Annotated in this window: 15 protein-coding genes; 2 read left to right on the top strand and 13 right to left on the bottom strand. The window is 69.1% G+C overall.

Going from position 1 to position 19482, the window contains the following annotated elements:
• Window positions 1-18: 18 nt before the first annotated feature.
• Window positions 19-1374: a sigma-70 family RNA polymerase sigma factor gene (locus tag AC57B5_RS03415; protein ID WP_496398737.1), complete on the bottom strand. Its 1356-nt coding sequence runs from the start codon at window positions 1372-1374 to the stop codon at window positions 19-21.
• Between the two features lie 489 nt (window positions 1375-1863).
• Here AC57B5_RS03415 and AC57B5_RS03410 point away from each other — a divergent pair, with 489 nt between their 5' ends.
• Both AC57B5_RS03410 and AC57B5_RS03405 read left to right on the top strand, forming a co-directional pair.
• Window positions 1864-2235 (top strand): hypothetical protein, encoded by a 372-nt coding sequence (locus tag AC57B5_RS03410; RefSeq protein ID WP_216293405.1) that lies wholly within the window; start codon window positions 1864-1866, stop codon window positions 2233-2235.
• A 9-nt stretch (window positions 2236-2244) separates the two neighbouring features.
• Window positions 2245-2496, top strand: coding sequence for a hypothetical protein (locus tag AC57B5_RS03405; protein WP_496398736.1), 252 nt, complete (start codon window positions 2245-2247; stop codon window positions 2494-2496).
• Window positions 2497-2552: 56 nt separating this feature from the next.
• Here AC57B5_RS03405 and AC57B5_RS03400 read toward each other — a convergent pair whose 3' ends face one another.
• The 12 genes from AC57B5_RS03400 to AC57B5_RS03345 all read right to left on the bottom strand — a co-directional run bounded on the left by AC57B5_RS03400 (window position 2553) and on the right by AC57B5_RS03345 (window position 19449).
• Window positions 2553-5099 carry a TonB-dependent siderophore receptor gene (locus tag AC57B5_RS03400; RefSeq protein WP_083571160.1) on the bottom strand — a complete coding sequence of 849 codons (2547 nt, stop codon included), beginning with the start codon at window positions 5097-5099 and terminating at the stop codon, window positions 2553-2555.
• 163 nt (window positions 5100-5262) lie between these two features.
• Window positions 5263-6273 (bottom strand): FecR domain-containing protein, encoded by a 1011-nt coding sequence (locus AC57B5_RS03395; RefSeq protein ID WP_496398735.1) that lies wholly within the window; start codon window positions 6271-6273, stop codon window positions 5263-5265.
• Window positions 6270-6779, bottom strand: coding sequence for a sigma-70 family RNA polymerase sigma factor (locus tag AC57B5_RS03390; protein ID WP_047470604.1), 510 nt, complete (start codon window positions 6777-6779; stop codon window positions 6270-6272). Before AC57B5_RS03390 ends, AC57B5_RS03395 begins: the two co-directional genes overlap by 4 nt.
• Before the next feature lie 105 nt (window positions 6780-6884).
• Complete coding sequence (gene fhuE / locus AC57B5_RS03385; protein ID WP_496398734.1) at window positions 6885-9419, bottom strand: ferric-rhodotorulic acid/ferric-coprogen receptor FhuE; 2535 nt, start codon at window positions 9417-9419, stop codon at window positions 6885-6887.
• 141 nt (window positions 9420-9560) lie between these two features.
• Window positions 9561-10544, bottom strand: coding sequence for a FecR domain-containing protein (locus tag AC57B5_RS03380; protein WP_496398733.1), 984 nt, complete (start codon window positions 10542-10544; stop codon window positions 9561-9563).
• A gap of 5 nt (window positions 10545-10549) precedes the next feature.
• Window positions 10550-11053 carry a sigma-70 family RNA polymerase sigma factor gene (locus tag AC57B5_RS03375; RefSeq protein ID WP_448677418.1) on the bottom strand — a complete coding sequence of 168 codons (504 nt, stop codon included), beginning with the start codon at window positions 11051-11053 and terminating at the stop codon, window positions 10550-10552.
• Between the two features lie 88 nt (window positions 11054-11141).
• A complete protein-coding gene (locus AC57B5_RS03370; RefSeq protein WP_496398732.1) occupies window positions 11142-13610 on the bottom strand; it encodes a TonB-dependent siderophore receptor in 2469 nt (822 codons plus the stop codon).
• Window positions 13611-13699: 89 nt separating this feature from the next.
• Window positions 13700-14704 (bottom strand): FecR domain-containing protein, encoded by a 1005-nt coding sequence (locus AC57B5_RS03365; protein ID WP_496398731.1) that lies wholly within the window; start codon window positions 14702-14704, stop codon window positions 13700-13702.
• Complete coding sequence (locus AC57B5_RS03360) at window positions 14683-15189, bottom strand: sigma-70 family RNA polymerase sigma factor (protein ID WP_012205109.1); 507 nt, start codon at window positions 15187-15189, stop codon at window positions 14683-14685. Before AC57B5_RS03360 ends, AC57B5_RS03365 begins: the two co-directional genes overlap by 22 nt.
• A 119-nt stretch (window positions 15190-15308) precedes the next feature.
• On the bottom strand, window positions 15309-17804 hold the full coding sequence (locus AC57B5_RS03355) for a TonB-dependent siderophore receptor (protein WP_496398730.1): 2496 nt from the start codon (window positions 17802-17804) through the stop codon (window positions 15309-15311).
• A gap of 95 nt (window positions 17805-17899) precedes the next feature.
• The gene (locus tag AC57B5_RS03350) at window positions 17900-18928 is read right to left on the bottom strand and encodes a FecR domain-containing protein (RefSeq protein ID WP_496398729.1); all 1029 of its coding nucleotides are present in this window, start codon (window positions 18926-18928) and stop codon (window positions 17900-17902) included.
• Window positions 18907-19449 (bottom strand): sigma-70 family RNA polymerase sigma factor, encoded by a 543-nt coding sequence (locus tag AC57B5_RS03345; protein ID WP_496398728.1) that lies wholly within the window; start codon window positions 19447-19449, stop codon window positions 18907-18909. The genes AC57B5_RS03350 and AC57B5_RS03345 overlap by 22 nt, the downstream gene beginning before the upstream one ends.
• Window positions 19450-19482: the final 33 nt, after the last annotated feature.

Genomic DNA, 19482 nt, shown 5'->3' with positions numbered 1-19482 from the left:
TCTTGCCACCGTCACGCCTCAGCCCGCCGCGGCCACCAGCAGGCCGCCATCGGCCTGCCTGCGCACTTGCACCGGCAGCGCATGGGGCAGCGCCCGCACCCAGGCATGGGCCTTGGCGATGCGCACGCGCCCGCTCAGCGGCAGGCGCGCGGCCTCCGGCGTGGCCTGCAGGTCGAACGGCGCATAGCGTGACAGCCGCGCCAGGGCCTCGCCCAGCGTGGCATCGGCAAACACCAGCTCGCTATGCCGCCAGGAGGCCGCCTGCCCCGCATCGCCCCGGGTCTGCGTGGCCACCGTGCCTTCCAGGCGCAGGCCCTGCCCTGCAGACAATTCATAGAAGCGCCCGCCATCCGCATCGGATTGCACGCGCACACGCCCCGACTCCACCTGCACCGTGACCCGCTCCTGCCCCTGGGCGCCCGTGGCCAGTTCCACGCCGAAGCGCGTGCCCAGCACGGTGACGCGCACGCCGCCGGCCTGCACGGTGAAGGGCCGGTCCTCGTCCCGCTCCACCTCGAAGAAGGCTGCGCCCTGCGTCAGCTGCACCACGCGCCGCGTGGCGAAATACTCCACCTGCGCGCTGCTGAGCGCGTCCAGCAGCAGGCTGGAGCCATCGGGCAGGCCATGGCGCACCTGCTGGCCGCGCAGGCTGGACCAGCCGGCCTGCCACTGCACATGCGTGTCGCGGTAGAGCCGCCATTGCTGCCAGCCCAGGCTGCCGCCCAGGCCGAAACCGGCCACGCCCAGCAGCGCGGCCAGGCTGCGCCGCCGACCTGCATGTCGCGCAACGGCGACGCCTGGCCGCGTACCGCGCCAGCGGTGCAGCGCATCCTCTATGCAGGCACTGGCCTGGATCAGGTCGCGCTCCACGGTGTTGAGGCTGACGCCCAGGCGCTCGGCGATCTCGGGCTGGCGCTCGCCCTGCACGCGGTGGGCGATGAAGGCGGCCCGGCAGCGCTCGGGCAGGCTGTGCAAGGCGGACTCCAGCACGGCCAGCGCCTGGCGGTACATGACGGAGTCGGCCACATCGGGCGCATGGCTGGGCGCCAGTTGTTCATGGACTGCCGCCTCGCCCAGGTAGCGGGCATGGCGCTGGCGGCGGCGGTGCGCATCCAGCGCCATGTGCTGGGCCATCACGGCCAGATAGGCCGTGGCGTCGCGCGGCATCTGGGCCGGATTCCCGGCCCCGGCCAAGTCTGCGGCCTCGGCCGGGGCGCTGCGCGCGTGTTCCGCCAGCCGCAGCCAGGTGTCGTGCACCAGGTCGCCCGCCTCCTCGCGGCTGCCCGTGCTGCGCGTGGCGGCACGCACCAGGTCGGCATAGGCCCGGTCAAAGCCGGAAAGCAGAGCGCGGGTGAAGGAGGCGGACAAATCCATGGGGCTGGATCATAACCGCGCAAAGAAGAATCATTCTCAATAAACGCAATGCATGCCGGGCTCTTTCAGCGGTTCCTGGGCCATCCCTGAAAGGGCGCGATTGCAAGGTGCGACGGGCCGCGAAGCGACTTTGCGCACGCCGCACGCGCTATCATCCGCACCAGCCCCCTGTCACGGGGCCGGTGCTTCAAAACACCCATTTAGTAAGCGGTGCTGCCTCCCCGAAAGCGAGGCCTTGTCACGTCTGGATTCCGGGCTGTGGACGCTCGTCCACGCCCCTGCGGTTTCGGGCGGGATGGGGCTACCCGTAAGGGCGTCCGCACATCTTGCTGTGTGTTTTGAACATCCCGTCCACCTGTTTCGTGCTTCAAAACGCGGAGTCGGTGGTTTCAGTCTCAGTAAGGAGCACGGAAACATGACTGCCGTTTCTCTGGCACTCGCCTGCGCGCCCTCTTTTGGCGCCGCCCCTTCCACACGGAGGGCCCAGGCATGAACCCCGCCCAACCCACCCCCGCCACGGACAGCCACAGCACCCGGCAGCTGTCCAATGCCCTCACCCAGGTGGACCATCTCGTGCAGCAAGGCTGTGCAGAGATCTCCTCCATCGCCCAGTTGGCACTGGCATGGCTGGAGACGCCCAAGGGCCATCGCCACATGGACGTGGTGGCCCGCGCCCTTCAAAGCATCCGCGACAGCGCCGAGACACTGGCCGACTACGCCGGCACCGAGGCCCAGGCCATGGGCTGCGGGTTTGAAGACGCGGCCGAGATGCGCCGCGCCGAAGCGGCCGAGGCAGCTGCCAAGGCCATGGCGCACCTGCTCGACTGCCGCACCCAAGAGCCGGTGCGCCCGCAGGGCTGAGGCATGGCCATGGACAAGGACACCCTCAGGACACAGCCACCCAGCCTGCACCAGTTGACCAGCGCCATCACCAAGATCCACGGCAGCGTGCAGGAAAACTGCACCGAGATCTCGGCCCTGGCGCAACTGGCCCTGGCGGCAGTGCATGCACCGCAGGAGCACCACAGCCAGCAGGCCCTGGCCCATGCGCTGTGCGCCATCCGCGACAGCGCCGACCTGCTGGCCGGCCATGTGAAGGTGGAGGCCCGGCGCGTGGTGTGATCCCCCGCAAGGCCGCTGGCTGCACAACGGCGGCCCGAACGCCTGCGCCGCCGTCCTCAGAAGCTGCCGCGCAGCGTGAGCATGGCGTGGCGCGGTGCGCCATACAGGTTGTTGCTGAACGTTGTGCCCAGGGTCTGGTAGTAGGTCTTGTCGAGCAGGTTGTTGATGTTCAGCGTGACCGTCCAGCGCGGGTCGATGCGGTACTGCACCATGGCATTCCACAGCGCGTAGCCGCCCTGCGTGAAGTCAAAGGGCACGGACGTGCCCGCCGCCGACAGCGCCGTGCCGCTGACGTAGTGCGTGCTCTGGATCTGGGCGCTGCCGCCCACTTTCCAGCGCGACAGCTCGCCCGGCAGCGTATAGGCCGTGGACAGCTTGAACAGGTGGCGCGGCGTGATGCTGCTGTAGGTCTTTTCGGTGCTGCGGTCGCGGGTGTTGTTGAAGGTGTAGCCCGCTGCCAGCTGCCAGCCGGGCTGCAGCTCGCCGCCCAGCTCCATGTCGAAGCCCCGGCTGGTGACCTTGCCCTGTGCCAGGTAGCAGCAGTTGCCGCTCCAGCGGCTGTTGCTGGTCTCGTAGCGCGGGTCCACCACGGCCGTGCCCGTGCGCTCCACATTGAAGAGGCTGAAGGTGGCGTTCAGCCGCCCGTCCATCAGCTCGCCCTTGAGGCCGGCCTCGTAGCTGGCGCCCTTGACCGGCGGCAGCGAGGTGCCCGGCGCCGGGCCGGCCATGCTCAGCGCCTGCGGCTTGAAGATGGACGAATAGCTGGCATAGGCCGACCACTGGCTGTTCAGGTCATAGATCACCCCGCCATAGGGCGTGATCTTGGTGGGTTCCTTGAACGGCGTGTTCGACCAGGGCGTGCGGTTGCCCTGCGCATCCAGGTTCCAGATCGACTGCTGGAAGTCGTAGCGGCTGGCGCGCGCACCCAGGATGAGGTGCAGCCTGTCCGTGGGATGCAGGCGCAGCACGCCATAGCCGCCCATCTGCTTTTGGCCCCAGGGGCCGTAGCGGGTGTTGAAGTAGGTTTCCGTGGGCGGCGTCCAGATGCTGGGAGCAAACGGATTGCTGGCCACGGTGCCGCTGCCCGTGAAATTGGCGCTTTGCCAGAAGCTTTCCACGCGCTGCCAGTCCGCGCCCAGCAGCAATTCATGCGTGCGGCCCATGAGCTGGAAGGGACCACCCAGGCTCAGGTCCACCACCTCCTGCGTATTGCCGGACTGGATGTGGCCGCCGCGCCAGACCGCACCCGCCAGGGTCTGCGGGTTGATGGCGCCGCCCATGTAGACCCAGAAGCGGTCCAGCTCGGTCTCCACGCGCGAGACGTTGAGCTTGGCCTTCCAGCGGTTGTCGAATTTGTGCTCGAGCTGGGCGAACAGCTCCTTGGTCTCGTAGTCGTAATAGGCCCAGGGCTGGGTGAAGTTGGTGTGGCGCGGCAGGCCCAGGCTGCTGCCGTCGGCAAAGCGCGGCAGGCCGGCATAGTCGCCGTTCTCATGGGTCTTTCCGTAGCTGCCGCCCACGGTCAGCAGGGTGTCGGGCGTGAGGTCGGCCTCCAACACGCCGTAGAGCGAGGGCTTTTCGCTGCTGCGCAGGTCCATGTAGGAGTCACCCTTGTGGTAGGACAGCACGGCGCGGCCGCGCACGCGGCCGTCGTCGGCCAGCGGCGCGCTGGCATCGAGCTCCACGCCGCGCCGGCTCCAGGAGCCAGCCGACAGCGCGGCCTTGAACTGCCGCTGGGCCAGCGGCTTCTTGCGCACCAGGTTGATGATGCCGCCCGGATCGCCCACGCCGCCCAGCAGGCCCGAGGCGCCGCGCATGACTTCGACGCGGTCGTAGAAGGCCATGTCCTGCTGCGGCGAATAGGTATAGGCGCCCAAAGCCAGCGGCGCGCCGCCGTCGATCTGCATGCTGGTGATCTGAAAGCCCCGCGAATAGAAGTCGCCCACGGTATTGGCCACGACCACGCCGGGCGTGAGCTTGAGGGCCTCGGTCACATCGGTCACGCGCTGGTCGTCGAGCTGTTCGCGTGTGACCACCGATACCGACTGCGCAATCTCGCGGAACGACTGGTCCGTCTTGGAGGCAATGCTGGTCACGCGGCTGGTGTAGGAGCCCGTGCCTTCGGTCGTGCCGTCACCGGCGCGGCGCGCGGCCACGCGCACCTCGGCCAGCGACACCGCGCGCGGGGCAACGTCTGGCGCCCGGGCATCGGGCACGGCGCGCTGGCGCAGCACATAGCCGCCTTGCGGCTGCACCGCCGCCTCCAGCCCCGTGCCCTGCAGCAGCGCAGCCAGGCCGGCCTGCGCGGTGTGGCTGCCCTGCAGCCCCGGGCTGCGCAGGCCCTGGACCTGTTCCTGGGTGAAGGACAGCAGCAAACCCGAATCGCGCCCGAAGCGGTTGAGCGCGTCCTCCAGCGTGCCCGCCGGAATCTGGTAGCTGCGTGTGGGTGCTGTGGCGGCCGTGGTGTTGACGGAAGGCGAAGGCGCCTGCGCCCACAGGTTGCTGCCCAGCCCCGCGCAGGCCAAAGCCAGCAACAGGCCACGGGACGGGACGACGGAGGGGCGCAAGGCGCAGGGAAAGCGCCGGGGCGCTGCGGGATATGCCATGGTGTGCGAAGGACTGGGCCTGGAAGGAAAAGACAAACGGATGGATGGACGAATCGATGGGCGGGCCCGGCATGGCAAGCCCCCCTCTTCCTCCATGTCCCGCGAGTTCTCGAAACAGACCACCCCGGGCGCAGATTTCTTCAAAAAAACTGCGCAGACCCCTTCAAGCCCCTGCCGCCTTCTTGCCCACCACCACCTCGCGCCGGCCCCACCAGCGCGTCATGGAGCGCAGCTCCAGTCCCGGCAGCGCACCGATCACGGCCAGCACGCGCGGGACATCGGCCAGCGGATAGGTGCCGGAGATGCGCAGGTCGGCCACTTCGGGCTCGCAGGCCAGGGCCGCATCGCTGTACGGCTGCAGCGCCTGCAGCATCCGGGCCAGCGGCATGCCGCGCGCCACCAGCATGCCCTCGGTCCAGGCGGTGCTGTCCTCATGCACGGCGATGGCTGGCGAGACGCCATCGGCCCTCAGCGTGGCCTGCTCGCCCGCGCTGAGCACCAGCACACTGTGGCCGGCCAGCCGGGGGGTCAGGCGCACGGCACCCTCGAACACACCCACCTGGAAATCACCATCCGCGAGCGCACGCACGGAAAACCGCGTCCCCAGGGCCAGCGCCTCGCCCGCAGTGGTCTGCACGGCAAAGGGCCGGGCGGGCTGCTCGGTGTCCTTGGCCGTGGTGACCAGCACCTCGCCCTGCAACAGGCGCAGGCGGCGGTGCCGGGGACCGTATTCGATGTCCAGCGCGCTGGCGCCGTTGAGCACGATCTGCGTGCCGTCCGGCAACGCCATCTGCCGACGCTCGCCCCGCGCCGTGCGTGCATCGGCCACCCAGCCCTGCCAGGGCAAGCGCTGCTCCAGCTGCCAGGCAATGCCGGCACCAAAGGCCGCAACGGCCAGGGACCGGATCACGCGCCGGCGAGCGGAACCACGCGGAGCCAGCGCAGCCCGGGCTATCGGTGATTGCGGCGGCGCCACCAGCCCAGCCAGCCGCTGGTTGACGGCAGCGATGCGCTGCCAGGCCTGCTCGTGCAGCGGATCGGCCGCGCGCCAGGCCTGCCAGGCTTGCCATTCGCGGGCCAACTCATCGGACAGCTGGCCATCCTGGTGCTTCAGCCACCACTCGATGGCGCTGCGCGCTACCTCGGGCGGCAGGCCGGCTCCCGGCGCCGTCATGCATCCACCGCGAAATAGCAGTGCATGCCGGCCTGCACCAGGTAGCGCTTGACGGTGGTCAGCGACAGGCCCAGCTCGCGCGCAATGTCGGCCTGCTTCATGCCGTCCAGCTGGGCCATCAGAAAGGCCCGCCGCACGGGAGCAGGCAGGCCGTCGAGCATGCGGTCGATCTCGTCCAGCGCCTCCAGCAGCAGCGCGCGCTCCTCGGGCGAGATGGCAAAGGACTGCGGCGCCTGGGCCAGCGCCTCCAGATACGCGCGCTCCAGTTGCTGGCGCCGGTAGTGGTTGGCCAGCACGCGCTGCGCCACCGTGGTCAGGAAGGCGCGCGGCTCACGCGCCTGCACAGGCTCGTCGCGCGCCAGCAGGCGCACAAAGGTGTCGTGCGCCAGATCGGCCGCCTGGTGCACATCGCCCAGCTTCTTGCGCAGCCAGCCCTGCAGCCAGCCGTGGTGGTCGGTGTAGAGCGTGGCGACTTCGCGGTGAAGGGAGGTTTCGGCGGCAGGCATGGCGCGGGAGGAGGAATGCGTGGGCGGCTGGCCCGAAATATGAGATCAATTCTCATTTGCATTCTAACGGTTGGCCTGCGCTGTTGCCCCCGCCGCCCTCTCCAATCAGAACTTGTAGTTCAACACCGCCATGGCCTGGCGCGGCGTGCCGAACTGGCCCTGGCCGTCGATGTTGACGTAGTACTTCTTGTTGAAGAGGTTGTTCAGGTTCAGCTGCAGCGAAAGCTTGGGGCTGAAGGCATAGCGCGCCATGAGGCTGGCGGTGGCGAAAGATTTCTGCTCGAAGACCAGGTCATTGCCCGCCACGAAGACGCTGGCGCGGGTGCGGCTTTGCCATTGCAGGCCGCCGCCCACGGTGAGCTGATTCCATCCACCGGGCAGGCGGTAGGAAGTGAACAGCTGGGCCTGGGTCTTGGGCGCCCAGGCGTTGATGGACAGGCCCTGGGCGTCACGCGCGACGGTGTGGGCAATGCCGGCCGACAGGTTCCAGCCCGTGGCCAGCTCGCCCGAGACCTGGGCCTCGAAGCCCTTGCTGGTCACGCCCTTGGCGCCGTAGTAGGCGAAGTCGGTGGTGCCGGGCACGACCTGGCCTTCGTCCAGCTGGGCCACGTTGTCCTGCTGGATGCGGAAGACGGACAGCGAGCTGTTGAGCCTGCCGTCCAGGTGCTCGCCCTTGATGCCGATCTCGAAGCTCTTGCCGGCCACGGGGTCCAGGTAGCTGCCGCCGCGGTCGCGGTAGTTCTGGGGCTGGAAGATGTCGGTGTAGCTGGCATAGGCGGAGAAGCCTTCGCTCAGGTCCAGCACCAGGCCTGCGTAGGGGATGAAGACGTTGTGGTCGCGCACCTCGCTGAGGCTGCGCACCTTCCAGCTGCTCTGGCGCCCGCCCACGATGAGCTTGACCGGATCGGCCAGCGACAGGCGCAGCGCGCCGTACAGCGCATCCTGGCGCGTGTGGTCCAGGCTGCTGGTGGTCAGCGGCCCCCAGGTGGGCTCAGCATAGGAGCCGTCCCATTGGTAGTAGTTGCCCACGTCCTGCAGGGGGCTGGTGCGCGCATGGCCGGCCTTGTGCTCGCGGGCACGGCTGCTGCTCAGGCCGACAACGGCCTCATGGCGGCGCCCGCCCAGTTCCCAGCCGCCCGTCACCTGCAGGTCGGCGCTGTTTTGCTGGAAGCTGTATTCGGAGTAGTTGGGCAGGGCTGCCATGCCCAGGCCGGTGGTGATGTCGGGCTGGCGCATCAGGTACAGCAGCTTGGCGTCGTAGGCGCTGTCGCGGTGCACGAAGTTGGCCTTGAGCTTCCAGTCGTTGCCAAAGCGGTGCTGCAGGTTGGCGAAGATGTTTTTGTTGGTGCTGTTCCAGCGCGTCCAGTTCGCGGCCGTGGTCTTGGAGGTGCTCCAGTCGGCCGGCATGCCGTTCGTGAAGACCAGCGGCAGGCCGCCCCAGGTCGAGCCGGTGGGCCGGTTGGACTGGTAGTCGGCGCCCACGCTGAGCGTGGTGTCGGGCGTGAGGTCGGCGTCGATCACGCCGTAGAAGACCTGCTTGCGCGCGTGGTAGAGATCCACATGGGAGTCGCGCTCTTCGGCCATGCCGGCGACGCGTGCGCGGATGCGGCCGTCCTGCGTCAGCGGCATGGACAGGTCCACCGTGCCGCGATGGTGGTTCCACGAGCCCACGCTGGCCGAGGCCGAGCCCGTGAACACCTTGCTGTTGGCGTGCTTGCGCACCATGTTGATGGAGGCCGACGGATTGCCCGCGCCCGTGAGCAGGCCCGTGGCGCCACGCACCACTTCGACGCGGTCATAGATGGTGGTATCGGTGCCCGAGTCACCGTAGAACGACAGGCCGATGGAGGTGGGCACGCCGTCGTACTGCAGGTTGTCCACATAGAAGCCGCGCGAGTAGAAGTCCGAGCGGTCGCTGTCCGAGCTGACGACATGGATGCCGGTGACGCTGCGCATGGCGTCGTTGAGCGAGAGCAGGCCCTGGTCCTCGATCTGCTGGCGCGTGAGCACGCTGACGGACTGCGGCGTGTCGCGCAGCGACAGGCTCAGGCCCGTGGCCGCCGCCGTGGCCGGCGTGGTGTAGGAGCCCGAGCCTTCGGTGGTGGGGCTGGCCTGGGCCGAGGCCGTGACCAGCACGGTCCTGAGTGTCTGGGAGGACCCCGCGCCTGCCGCACCCGCAGCACCCGCAGCGCCGGAGGCGGCCGGCACCACAGGCATCTCGCGCAGGGTGTAGCCGCCACCGGCCGAGCGCACGGCCGCCAGCGGCGTGCCCAGCAAGGCGCGGTCCAGCGCCTGCTCCACGGTGAAGCGCCCGCTCACGCCGCCGCTGCGCAAGCCTTCGGTGACGCCCGAGCCGAAGGTGACCAGCACGCCGGCCTCGCGCCCGAGCTGGTTGAGCACGCTTTCCAGCGGGCCGGCTGCAATGCTGTACTGGCGTTGCTGCGAAGCACCGGCAGCCGGCTGCGCCCAGGCCTGAGCCGGAGCCAGGGCGCCTGCGGCAGCCAGCCCCGCCAGCGTGCCCGCGCACAGCACCTGCAGGGCCAGCGCCACAGGGCGCAACGCCGGGGCCGCCGGGGATGGGCGGACGGTGGAGGCGGCAGTCTGCCGCATGGAGTTCTGGCGCATGGTCTGAGGGCGCATGGAAAGGCCTTGTTGCAATGGTTGTAGAGAAGCGTTGGCGCACGCTGTGGTGCGCTCCTGTCTCTGTTGACAGCCATCGCCGGCAAATCAGCTCAAATTTTTTTCAGGAAAGTGCGAAGGCCTTCATGCCGGCCGTGCCGCTCATGCCTTGCCCGCCCCGGCAGGCCGCACCATCACCCAGTAGCGCGAGAAGGAGTGGATTTCCACGGGCAGCGACGAGGTCAGCGCGGCCAGCACGCGGTCGGTGTCGGCCAGCGGATAGGCGCCGGAGACGTGCAGGCCGGCCACGGCCGGGTCGCAGCCCAGGCGCCCGCGCCGGTAGCGGCCCAGCTCGGCCAGGAAATCCTCCAGCCGCATGCGCGAGGCCACCAGCATGCCTTCGGCCCAGGCGCTGGCCGCCGTGTCCAGCGCGCCGGAGTGCACGGCCTGCTGGGCCGTGAACGTGCCCTGCTCTCCTGCATTGATGCGCTGCGCGGCATGCGGGGCATGCGCGGGCCGCAGTTGCACGGCGCCTTGCAGCACGCCCACTTCAACGCCGGACTCGCGATCGCGCACCGTGAAGCGCGTGCCCAGGGCCTGAACGGCGCCCATGGCGGTCTGCACGATGAAGGGACGGTGCAGGCTGTCCGGCGCGGTCTGCACGAGGATTTCGCCACGCACCAGCTCCAGCACGCGCTCGGCCGCGCCGTAGCGCAGGTTGAGGGCGCTGCCGGTGTTGAGCACCACGCTGCCGCCATCGGGCAGCGGCAGCCGGCGCTGCTCGCCCACGGCAGCCACCTGGTCGGCCGTCCAGCCCCGCCAGGCCTGCGAGCGCACGACGGCCGCGGAGCCTGCGCCCGAGACCAGCAGCACGGCCAGCGCCTGCACCGCACGGCGCCTGCCGGCCGAGCCGGGTGCGGCCAATGCGGCCCGCGCCAGCGGCATGGGAATGCCGGCCATCTGGCTGCCCATGGATTCGATGCGCTGCCAGGCGGCCTCATGCTCGGGGCTGGCCGCACGCCAGCGCTGCAGGCCAGCGTGCTGCCGGGCCTGGGCCTTGCCGGAGTTCAGTTGCAGCCACCATTGCACGGCCTGGCGGGCCACTTCGGCAGAAATGGGGGAAGAAGCGGAAGGGAACGCCTGCATGCCGCCTACTCCGGGAAGAAGCAGCGCATGGCCGCCTTGGCCAGATGCCGCTTGACGGTGGAGACGGAAATCCCCAGCTCGGCCGCGATCTCGCCATGGCCGAGCCCTTCGAGCTGGGCCAGCAGGAAGGCCTGCTTGGCCAGCGCGGGCAGGCGGCCCAGGCGGCGGTCTATCTCCACCAGGGTCTCCAGCACCATGAGCCGGACCTCGGGCGGCGGCGCCACGGGCTCGGGCATGGCGGCCAGCGCATCGAGATAGGCCTGCTCGATGGCGCGGCGCCGCACCTGGTTGATCAGCAGGTTGCGCGCAATGGTGGTCAGGTAGGCGCGCGGCTCCTGGAGCTGGTCCAGGCCCTTGGCGCCCAGCACCTTGAGGAAGGTGCTCTGCGCCAGATCGGCCGCGTCGAAGGCATTGCCCACCTTCTTGCGCAGCCAGCCCTGCAGCCAGCCGTGGTGGGCCAGGTACAGGGCTGTGACTTCTCGGTACTGGGTGGCGGAGGCGGATGGCATGGCAGGTCCCGATTCCCTTGGGGGCGGGGCCCACAATCAAACAAGAATCATTCTTATTCGATTGTATCCATGCCAACCTGTCTCTGTTTCAGAAGCGGTAGCGCGCCGTCAGCAGCACATTGCGCGGCGCCCCGAAATGGTTGTTGTCCTGGGTGCTGCCAATGGCCTGGTAGTAGTACTTGTCCGTGAGGTTGTTGACGTTCAGCCGTATATCCAGCTGCCGGCTGAATTGGTAGCTCGCCATGAGGTCCACCAGCGTATAGCCCCCCTGGCGCACGCCGTAGCCGGCCGAGCGGGTGTCGCTGCGCGTGCGCACGGATCCGCCCAGGGACCAGCGCTGCCAGGCGCCCGGCAGCTGGTAGCGGGCCGACAGCTTGAGCAGATGGCGCGGGGTCTGGGTGTCATAGGGCGTGCCGGCCTTGGCGACGTCCGAGTCGCGGACATGCTGCGCCCTGTTGTAGGTGTAGCCGGCCATCAGCTGCAGGGAGGGCGTGACGGCACCCGCCACCTCGAACTCCACCCCCCTGCTTCGCACCTCTCCGGTCTGCGCATAGCAGGACGCCACATTGGGACTGCACTGCGATTGCGGCAGTTGCAGCGGCAGATTCTTCTGGTTGATCTGGAACAGCGCCGCGCTGGCCTGCAGCCGGCCCTGGGCGTACTCGCCCTTGATGCCAAGCTCGAGGTTGCGTCCCGTCACCGGGTCCAGCAGCGCGCCTCTGGCGCCCTGGTTGCTCTGGGGCTGGAACACGCCGGTCCAGCTGGCATAGGCGGAATGCCGGCTGTCCAGCGCATAGATCAGGCCTGCATAGGGCGTGATGCGGTCATGGACCCGGTACCTGCTGGAATCGCTCCATTCCCCCGAGCGCGTGAGCATGTCGTAGGAGTAGGAATCCACGCGCGCGCCCAGCAGCGCGGTCAGGGGCTGCGCGACGCTCAACCGCAGTGTTCCGTAGGCACCCAGCTGCCGCTGGTGGCCGCGCCGCGACCACAGGGTGTTGATGGCCGGCCGGGCAACGGAGCCCGGGTCCCAGGTCATGGGGTCCACGATCTGCTGGTAGTCCGACGGCCACCCGCCAGGCCCGTCGTCGTCGCTGTTTTGCCTCACGCTGGCACCGAAGACCATTTCATGGGTACGGCCCAACCATTGCCAGGGCCCCTGCGCGAAGGCGTCGAGACTGTATTGGGTCTTCTTGTAGGCATAGGCTCCCACGCCCTGGCCGAAGTCGGCGGAATCTTCCAGCGGATACAGGTAGGTCCCCAGCATGTCCATCTTCGCCTGCAGCACGCGTGCGGTCAGTTGGGTCTTCCAGCCGTTGCCCAGGCCATGCTCCAGTTCAGCGAAGAGGCTGGCGTTTTCCTTGTTCCAGTAGGCCCAGTCAGGCGTCACGCGCGCCGATCTCGGCAGCGGGTAGAAGCTGCCGTCACGCCGCGTGGGCAGGCCGTTCCAGTCGGCGCCGGGGTTGTCTTCCCTGTTGTAGTAGCCGCCCAGGCTCAGCCGCGTGCGCGGGGCGATATCGGCCTCCAGCGTGCCGTAGACCAGTTGGCGCTCATGGCGGTACGCCCGCTTGAAGGTGTCCGTATCCTGCAGGGCCACCACGGCGCGGCCTCGCAGCGTACCGGCCGCATTGAGCGGGCCGGACGCGTCGATTTCGCCGCGCAGGTTGTTCCAGGAGCCCAGGCTGCCCGTCAGCGAGACCTGAGGGACATCCGTGGGGCGCTTGCGCACGAGGTTGATGGTGCCGGACGGATTGCCCGTGCCCGTCATCAGTCCGGCAGCGCCGCGCAGCACCTCCACGCGGTCGTACATGGCCATGGTGGCCAGGCCCTGCGTGTCGTAGTCGAAGGCCAGCGGCACGCCATCGGCCAGGAAAGAGTTGACCTCGAAACCCCGCAGGAAGAACTGTGTGCGTTCTCCGCCTCCGATCTGGCGTGTGCTCAGGCCCGTGGCATCCAGGGCAACCTCCTCCAGCGACTGAAAACCGCGGTCATCGATCTGCTCGCGCGTGATCACGCTCAGCGATTGCGGGGTCTCGCGCTGCGACAGACCCAGCCGTGTCGCCGTGCTGCTGGGTCCGGTGGCCGCATAGCTGCCCGATCCTTGCGTCACGGCGCTGCGCTCGGCCTGCGCCGTGACCAGCACCTCGCCCAGCGCGGTGGCGCCTGCCGCCTGGACGGCCTGGGTCGCCTGCCTGCGCAGCGTGTAGCTGCCATCGCTGCGCGCCACCATGTCCAGCCCGCTGCCGGCCAGCAGGCGCTGCAGTGCCTGCTGCGGCGCATAGTGGCCGGACAGGGCCGGGCTGGTCAGCCCTTCGGTCAGCGCAGGATCGAAGGACAGCGAAATACCCGCCGCCGTGGCCACGCCGGCCAGCGTGCGGCCCAGCGGCCCGGGCGCGATCTGGTAGGCCTGGGCTGCGGGAGCGGGAGCAGGTACGGAAGCGGGGGCCGGTTCGGCCGCCTGCACGGCGCCTGCGGCCAATGCCATGCCCAGCAGGGCCAGGCGGGCGGCATGCGCCAGGGGATGGAAGACGGGATGCGGCATGGGTACGGCAGGCATGGAAATCGGTCCTTGGAGGCGGTGAAGAAAGAAGCTCTTTCCCCGTTGCCAGCCGAGATCCGAAAAAGTACCAGCCTGCCTCGATTTTTCTAGTTCCTGGCGACCACGGTGATCCAGTAGCCGCGCATGCGTGTCTGCACGTCGACGGGATAGGTGGAGGCCAGCATGGTCAGCGTCCGGTCCGTATCGCCCAGCGGGAAGGAGCCGGACACGCGCAGCGCGCGCACCTCGGGCGCGCACTGCAGCAGGCCGGGCCGGTAGCGCGACAGTTCGGCGCAGAACGCGGCCAGCGGCATGGCGTCGGCCATCAGCATGCCGTGGGTCCAGGCCGTGACCTCGGGCTGCAGGGGCTGGGGCCCGGTCACCTCCCCCGCTCGCAATACCGTTTGCTGACCGGCTTGGACGACCAGCACCGGGCTGGCGGCGCCGCGCAGCGTCACTTCCACGGCTCCCTCGGTCACGGCCAGGCGCACGGGGCCGCCGTCCGCCCTGCCCCCTTCTTGCCGCACGGTGAAGCGGGTGCCCAGGGCGCGCAGCCGGCCATGGGCGGTGTCCACGACAAAGGGGCGGCGCGGTGTGGCGGTATCGGCCGCCGTTTCTATGGAAACCGCGCCCTGGCGCAGGGTGAGCAGGCGCAGTGCGCCATCAAACCGGATGTCCACCGCGCTGGCCGTGTCCAGCAGGAGGCGGCTGCCATCGGCCAGATGCTCGGTGCGGCGCTCGCCGGTGGCGGTGCGCAAGTCGGCGCCCCAGCCGCGCTGGTCCGCCGCACTCCATACCAGCCAGCCTGCAGGCGCCACGGCCAGCAGCGCGGCCAGCCGGGCCACGGTGGCGCGGCGCTGGGCGCGGTGGCTTCGGGGCCGGTCCAGCGCCGGCATGGCCAGCGCTGCAGGCAGGCCGCCCAACTTGCCCAGCAGCCGCTCGGCACGCTCCCAGGCCAGGGCATGCTGTGGGTCGGCCTGGCGCCAGCGCTCGCAGGCGGCGCGGTCGGCGTCGGTGGCGCCGCTGTCGTGCAGGCGCATCAGCCATTCGGCGGCCTCGTCGAGCACGCGCGCTTGCAGGGGCGTCTCCATCACGCCATTGCCACCAGGCATTGGCGAAACGCCTGGGCCATGTAGCGCTTGACGCTGGTGAGCGAGACCTCCAGCTGCTGCGCGATGTCCTCGTACTTCATGCCGTCCAGCTGGGACAGCAAAAACGTGCGCCGCACGATGGGCGGCAGCGCGTCCAGCATGGCGTCTATCTCGTGCAGGGTCTCCAGCACCAGGGCGCGCTGCTCGGGCGAAGGCGCCACGGGCTCGGGCAGCGCGGCCAGGGCTTCGAGGTAGGCGCGCTCCAGCGCCTGGCGCTTGTACCAGTTGACGAGCACGCCCTTGGCCACCGTAGTCAGGTAGGCACGCGGCTCCTGCACACCGGCCAGGTCGCGCACGCCCAGGATGCGCACAAAGGTGTCCTGCGCCAGGTCCGCCGCATCCGCCCCGTTGCCCAGCCTGCGGCGCAGCCAGCCCTGCAGCCAGCCATGGTGGGCGGTGTACAGGGAGGCGGCTTCTCGGTGCTGGGGGGTGGAGGCGGATGGCATGGCAGGTCCCGATTCCCTTGAGGGCGGGGCCCGCAATCAAACAAGAATCATTCTTATTCGATTGTATCCATGCCAGGGAGCGTGCGAGAGCGCTTTCGACCGGCCTGATGCCGCAAGGCCTACCAGATGTACCCGAACCGAACCACCATGTTGCGCGCTTCGCCGTAGTTGCAGGCATTGGCGGAAAAGCACGACGCCGTGTGGTACTTGTCGAACAGGTTCTTCACCGTCAGGCTCACGCTGGCCCCGCGCCAGTCACTGCGCATCTTTCCCAGGTCATAGCGCAGCGAGGCATCCACCAGGGTGAACGACGGCACGCGGAAGCTGTTGTCCGCATCGCCCCAGCTCCAGCCGATGTAGCGTGCCCCCACGCCCGCCCCCAGCCCCAGCAGGTCGCCCCCAAAGGCATAGTCCACCCAGGCCGACGCCATCTTGCGGGGCACTTCGTAAGGCGACTTGCCCTGCACGTTGCCGCCCCACTGGTCTGGCTGGGCCCGGGTCACCTTGACGGGGTTGTAGGTCAGCGCGGCCAGGAGCTTGAGGCCTCGCGTGGGCTGGACTGCCGCCTCGAACTCGATGCCGCGAGAACGCACTTCGCCTTGCTGTATGGAATAGCGGACGTTCTCGGGGTCGGTGGTGAGTACGTTCTGCCGGCGCAGCTCGAAGGCGGCCAGCGTGAAGCTGCTGCGCTCGTCGGGCGAGTACTTGACGCCGACCTCGACCTGTTTGCCGGTTTCCGGATCAAAGGGCCGGTCGTTGCGGTCAGCGCCCATCAAAGGGACAAACGACTCGCTGTAGCTGACATAGGGCGCCACGCCATTGTCTGCAAGATAGGTCAGGCCGACACGGCCGGTGAAGGATTTGGGCTTGCGCACGCTGGTGGACACGGGGTCGGCCAGGCGGCTGGTCTGCTCCAGGCGGCTCCAGTCGTGGCGTCCGCCCAGGGCCAGCACCCAGCGGTCCTTGCGGATGCGGTCCTGCACGTAGAGGCCTACCTGCTGGGCGCGCTCATCGCGCAGCGCATCGGGCTGCAGCAGCGAGGTGTCGATGAAGCTGCCATAGACGGGCCGGTAGATGTCCAGCTGCGGACCGTCGGCAATATAGGAGTCGAAACTGGAGCGGCTGCGGTTGTAGTCCAGCCCCACGATGAGTTCATGCTGCAGGCTGGCCGCCGCGAATTGGCCCGACAGGCTGGTGTCCACGGTGTAGACGCCGCCCTTGCCATCGCGCGAATCGATCTCCCGGTTGGTGATGGAGCCGTCGATCAGCGGCCCGTAGCGGAACATGTACTGCTCATGGTTGCGTGCGTGCAGGTAGCGGAAGTTCTGCCGCAGCGTCCAGCCGCTGTCGAATTCGTGCCGTGCGTCATAGCCCAGCGATGCGACCTCGGTCTCTTCACGGTCGAAGCCCGGCTCCCCCAGGAAGCGGTTCAGGGGCAGCCGGCCATTGGGGTTGCGCCCGTTGAGCGCATCCCACTGCACGTTGGTGGACATCATGGCGTGGTTCTTCTGGTAGAAGCCGCGCAGCGTGACACTGGTGCGCGCGTCCGGCGCCCAGGTCAGGCTGGGCGCCAGGTAGACGCGGTCATCACGCATGAAGTCGATCTGCTGGTCGGCCGCCCTGGCCAGCCCCACGAGGCGGTAGCTCACCGTGCCATCGTCACCCACCGGCCCTCCGAGGTCGAAGGCCGCCTGCCGGCGAGCATGGCTGCCCACGGACAACTCCATGCCGCGCACCGCATCGGCCGAAGGCCGCTTGGACACGAAGTTCACGATGCCGCCCGGCGAGTTCTGGCCATACAGCACCGAGGCCGGCCCCTTGAGGACCTCCATGCGCTCGGCCCCGTAAGGCTCCATGCCGAAAAAGCCCAGCGTGCCCAGCGGCATGAGGCGCAGCCCGTCCAGGTAGAAATTGCCCGAGAACTGGCTGAAGCCGCGCACCGACAGACTGTCATCCGCAGGATTTGCCCCGCCCGTGTTGGTGCGCACGCCGGCCGTGTACTGCACGGCGTCGTTGAGCGTGCGCACGCCCTGGTCGTCCATGCGGTCACGCGTGATGACGGACACCGATTGCGCCACCTCCAGAATCGACGCATCGGTCTTGGTGGCCGTGCTGGCCCGGCGCGCCACATACCCGCTGGTGCTGCCCCAGGGGCTTTCTGCCGGGGCCGCGGCGGTCACCCTGACCTCACCCAGCACGGTCGATGCCTGGGTGGCCTCGGGCACCGCACGCAGCACAAAACCACCCTCCCCCGCCGCCTGCGCCTGCAGGTCGGTGCCGGCCAGCAGCCGGTCCAGCGCCTCGCGCACCGTGAGGCGGCCCTGCACGCCCTGGGTTCGCCGGCCCTGCACCAGGGCGGGCGGCGCACTGATGCTCACGCCTGCGTCAGCGGCAAACGCCGTGAGCGCGGCGGCCAGTGGGCCTGCCGGCACCTGGAACGGACGCTGCACCGCGCTGGCAGCCGCCGCACCGGCCTGGGCCAGCGCAGCGCGCGGCAAGGCGGCGCCTGCCACCAGGCCCGCTGCCATGAGCACGGCAAGGCCTGTCTGGGACAGTGGAAAGAGCAAGGGGGAGGGAGTGCGCGCCACGCTGCGCATGCCGGGCCGGAGAGCCATGGTCTGTTTTTCCTTCGGAAGTCGTTCGATGAAATCGGTTGCCATCGAACAGGACACCGCCTGCCGCAGAAAGGGGCCAGATTCCGAAAGAAATTTCAAGCCGGTGGCGTACCGCGCGCCGCCACCGTCACCCAGTAGCGCGTGCGGTAGTGGACCTGCACGGGCAGCAGGTGCACGAGGTTGGCGAGCACGGCGTCCGTGCCGGTATCGGCATCGCCCAGTTGAAAGGCACCGGTGACGCGCAAATCCGCCACAGACGGATCGCAGTGCAGCCAGCCGGAGCGGTAGCGCGACAGCTCGGCCACAAAGTCGGCCAACCGCATGTTGTCTGCGGACAGCAGGCCGCGCGCCCATTGGGCGGCGCCGGCGTCCGCAGGCTCGGCACGGCCTATGCCCATGGCGTCAAACCACAGTTGCTGGCCTGCCTGCAGCTGCTGCGCGGCGCCGCCACGGGTGGTGATCTGCACGGCGCCCTGCAGCACGGCCACCTCGCTGCGCTCCCGGACACTGCGCACGACAAAGCGCGTGCCTATGGCGCGCACCCTGCCCTGCCCGGTGGTGACCACGAAGGGCCGGGGTGGGGTCTGCAGGTCGGGCGCGGTCTCTATGAAGACGGCGCCCTCACTCAGGTGGACACGGCGCAGCGCCTCGTCAAACAACACATCGACGGCACTGCCCGTATCGAGCACGATGCGGCTGCCATCGGCCAGCGTCCATTCGCGGCGCTCGCCCGTGGCCGTCGCATGGGTGGAGGTCCACTGCATCCAGGGCGTGGCGTGCCAGGCCAGCCAGCCCACGGGGGCGGCCGTGATCAGCAGAGCCAGCGCGCGCACGGTGTCGCGGCGGCCCATGGCGCCCAGGCGGCGCTGCTCGCGGCCCAGGGCCGGCGCGCCCAGTGCGGGCGGCAGGCTGCCCGCACGCTGGCTCACGGCCAGGGCGCGCAGCCAGGCCTGCTCATGGACATCGGCACGGGTGCGCCAGGCCTCGAAGGCGCGGTGGTCGGCCTCGCTGGCCTCGCCCGAGTGCAGCAGCACGAACCATTCGGCGGCCTGCAGGGCGATTTCGCGCGACAGCGGCGCTGCGGCCCGGGAGTCCACGGCGTTCATGCCGACAGCAGAATGCACTCGGCCATGGCCTGGGCCATGTAGCGCTTGACCGAACGCAGGCCCATGCCCAGTTGCTCGGCAATGGCCGCATAGGTCAGCCCCTCGACCTGGGACAGGATGAAGACCGCGCGCACCTTGGGCGGCAGGCCGTCGAGCATGGCATCGACCTCCTGCAGTGCCTGCAGGATGAGCAATTGCTGCTCGGGCGACGGCGCCTGCGGCGCTGGCAGCACGGCCAGGGCCTGCAGCCAGGCCTGCTCCAGCGACTGGCGGCGCAGGTGGTTGATCAGCAGGCGCCGCGCCACCGTGGCTAGGTAGGCGCGTGGCTCGCGCAGGGCGGGCAAGTCGCCTGCAGGCGCGGTGAGCAGGCGGATGAAGGTGTCCTGCGCCAGGTCAGCCGCGTCGCAGGCATTGCCAAGTCGGCGGCGCAGCCAGCCTTGCAGCCAGCTGTGGTGGCCAGCGTAGAGGGCGGAGATTTCGCGGTGCAAGGGGCTGGAGACCGCGTTGGAGGTGGCGCTGGAGACTGGGGCGGATGGCATGGTAGGACCCGATGGCTTGAAGGCGGAATGCGC

The organism is Delftia sp. BGA-UO-ETr-SB1 (assembly GCF_059567865.1).
The sequence above is the reverse complement of the archived record's forward strand: the minus strand, read 5'-3'. Positions and strand labels throughout refer to the sequence as shown.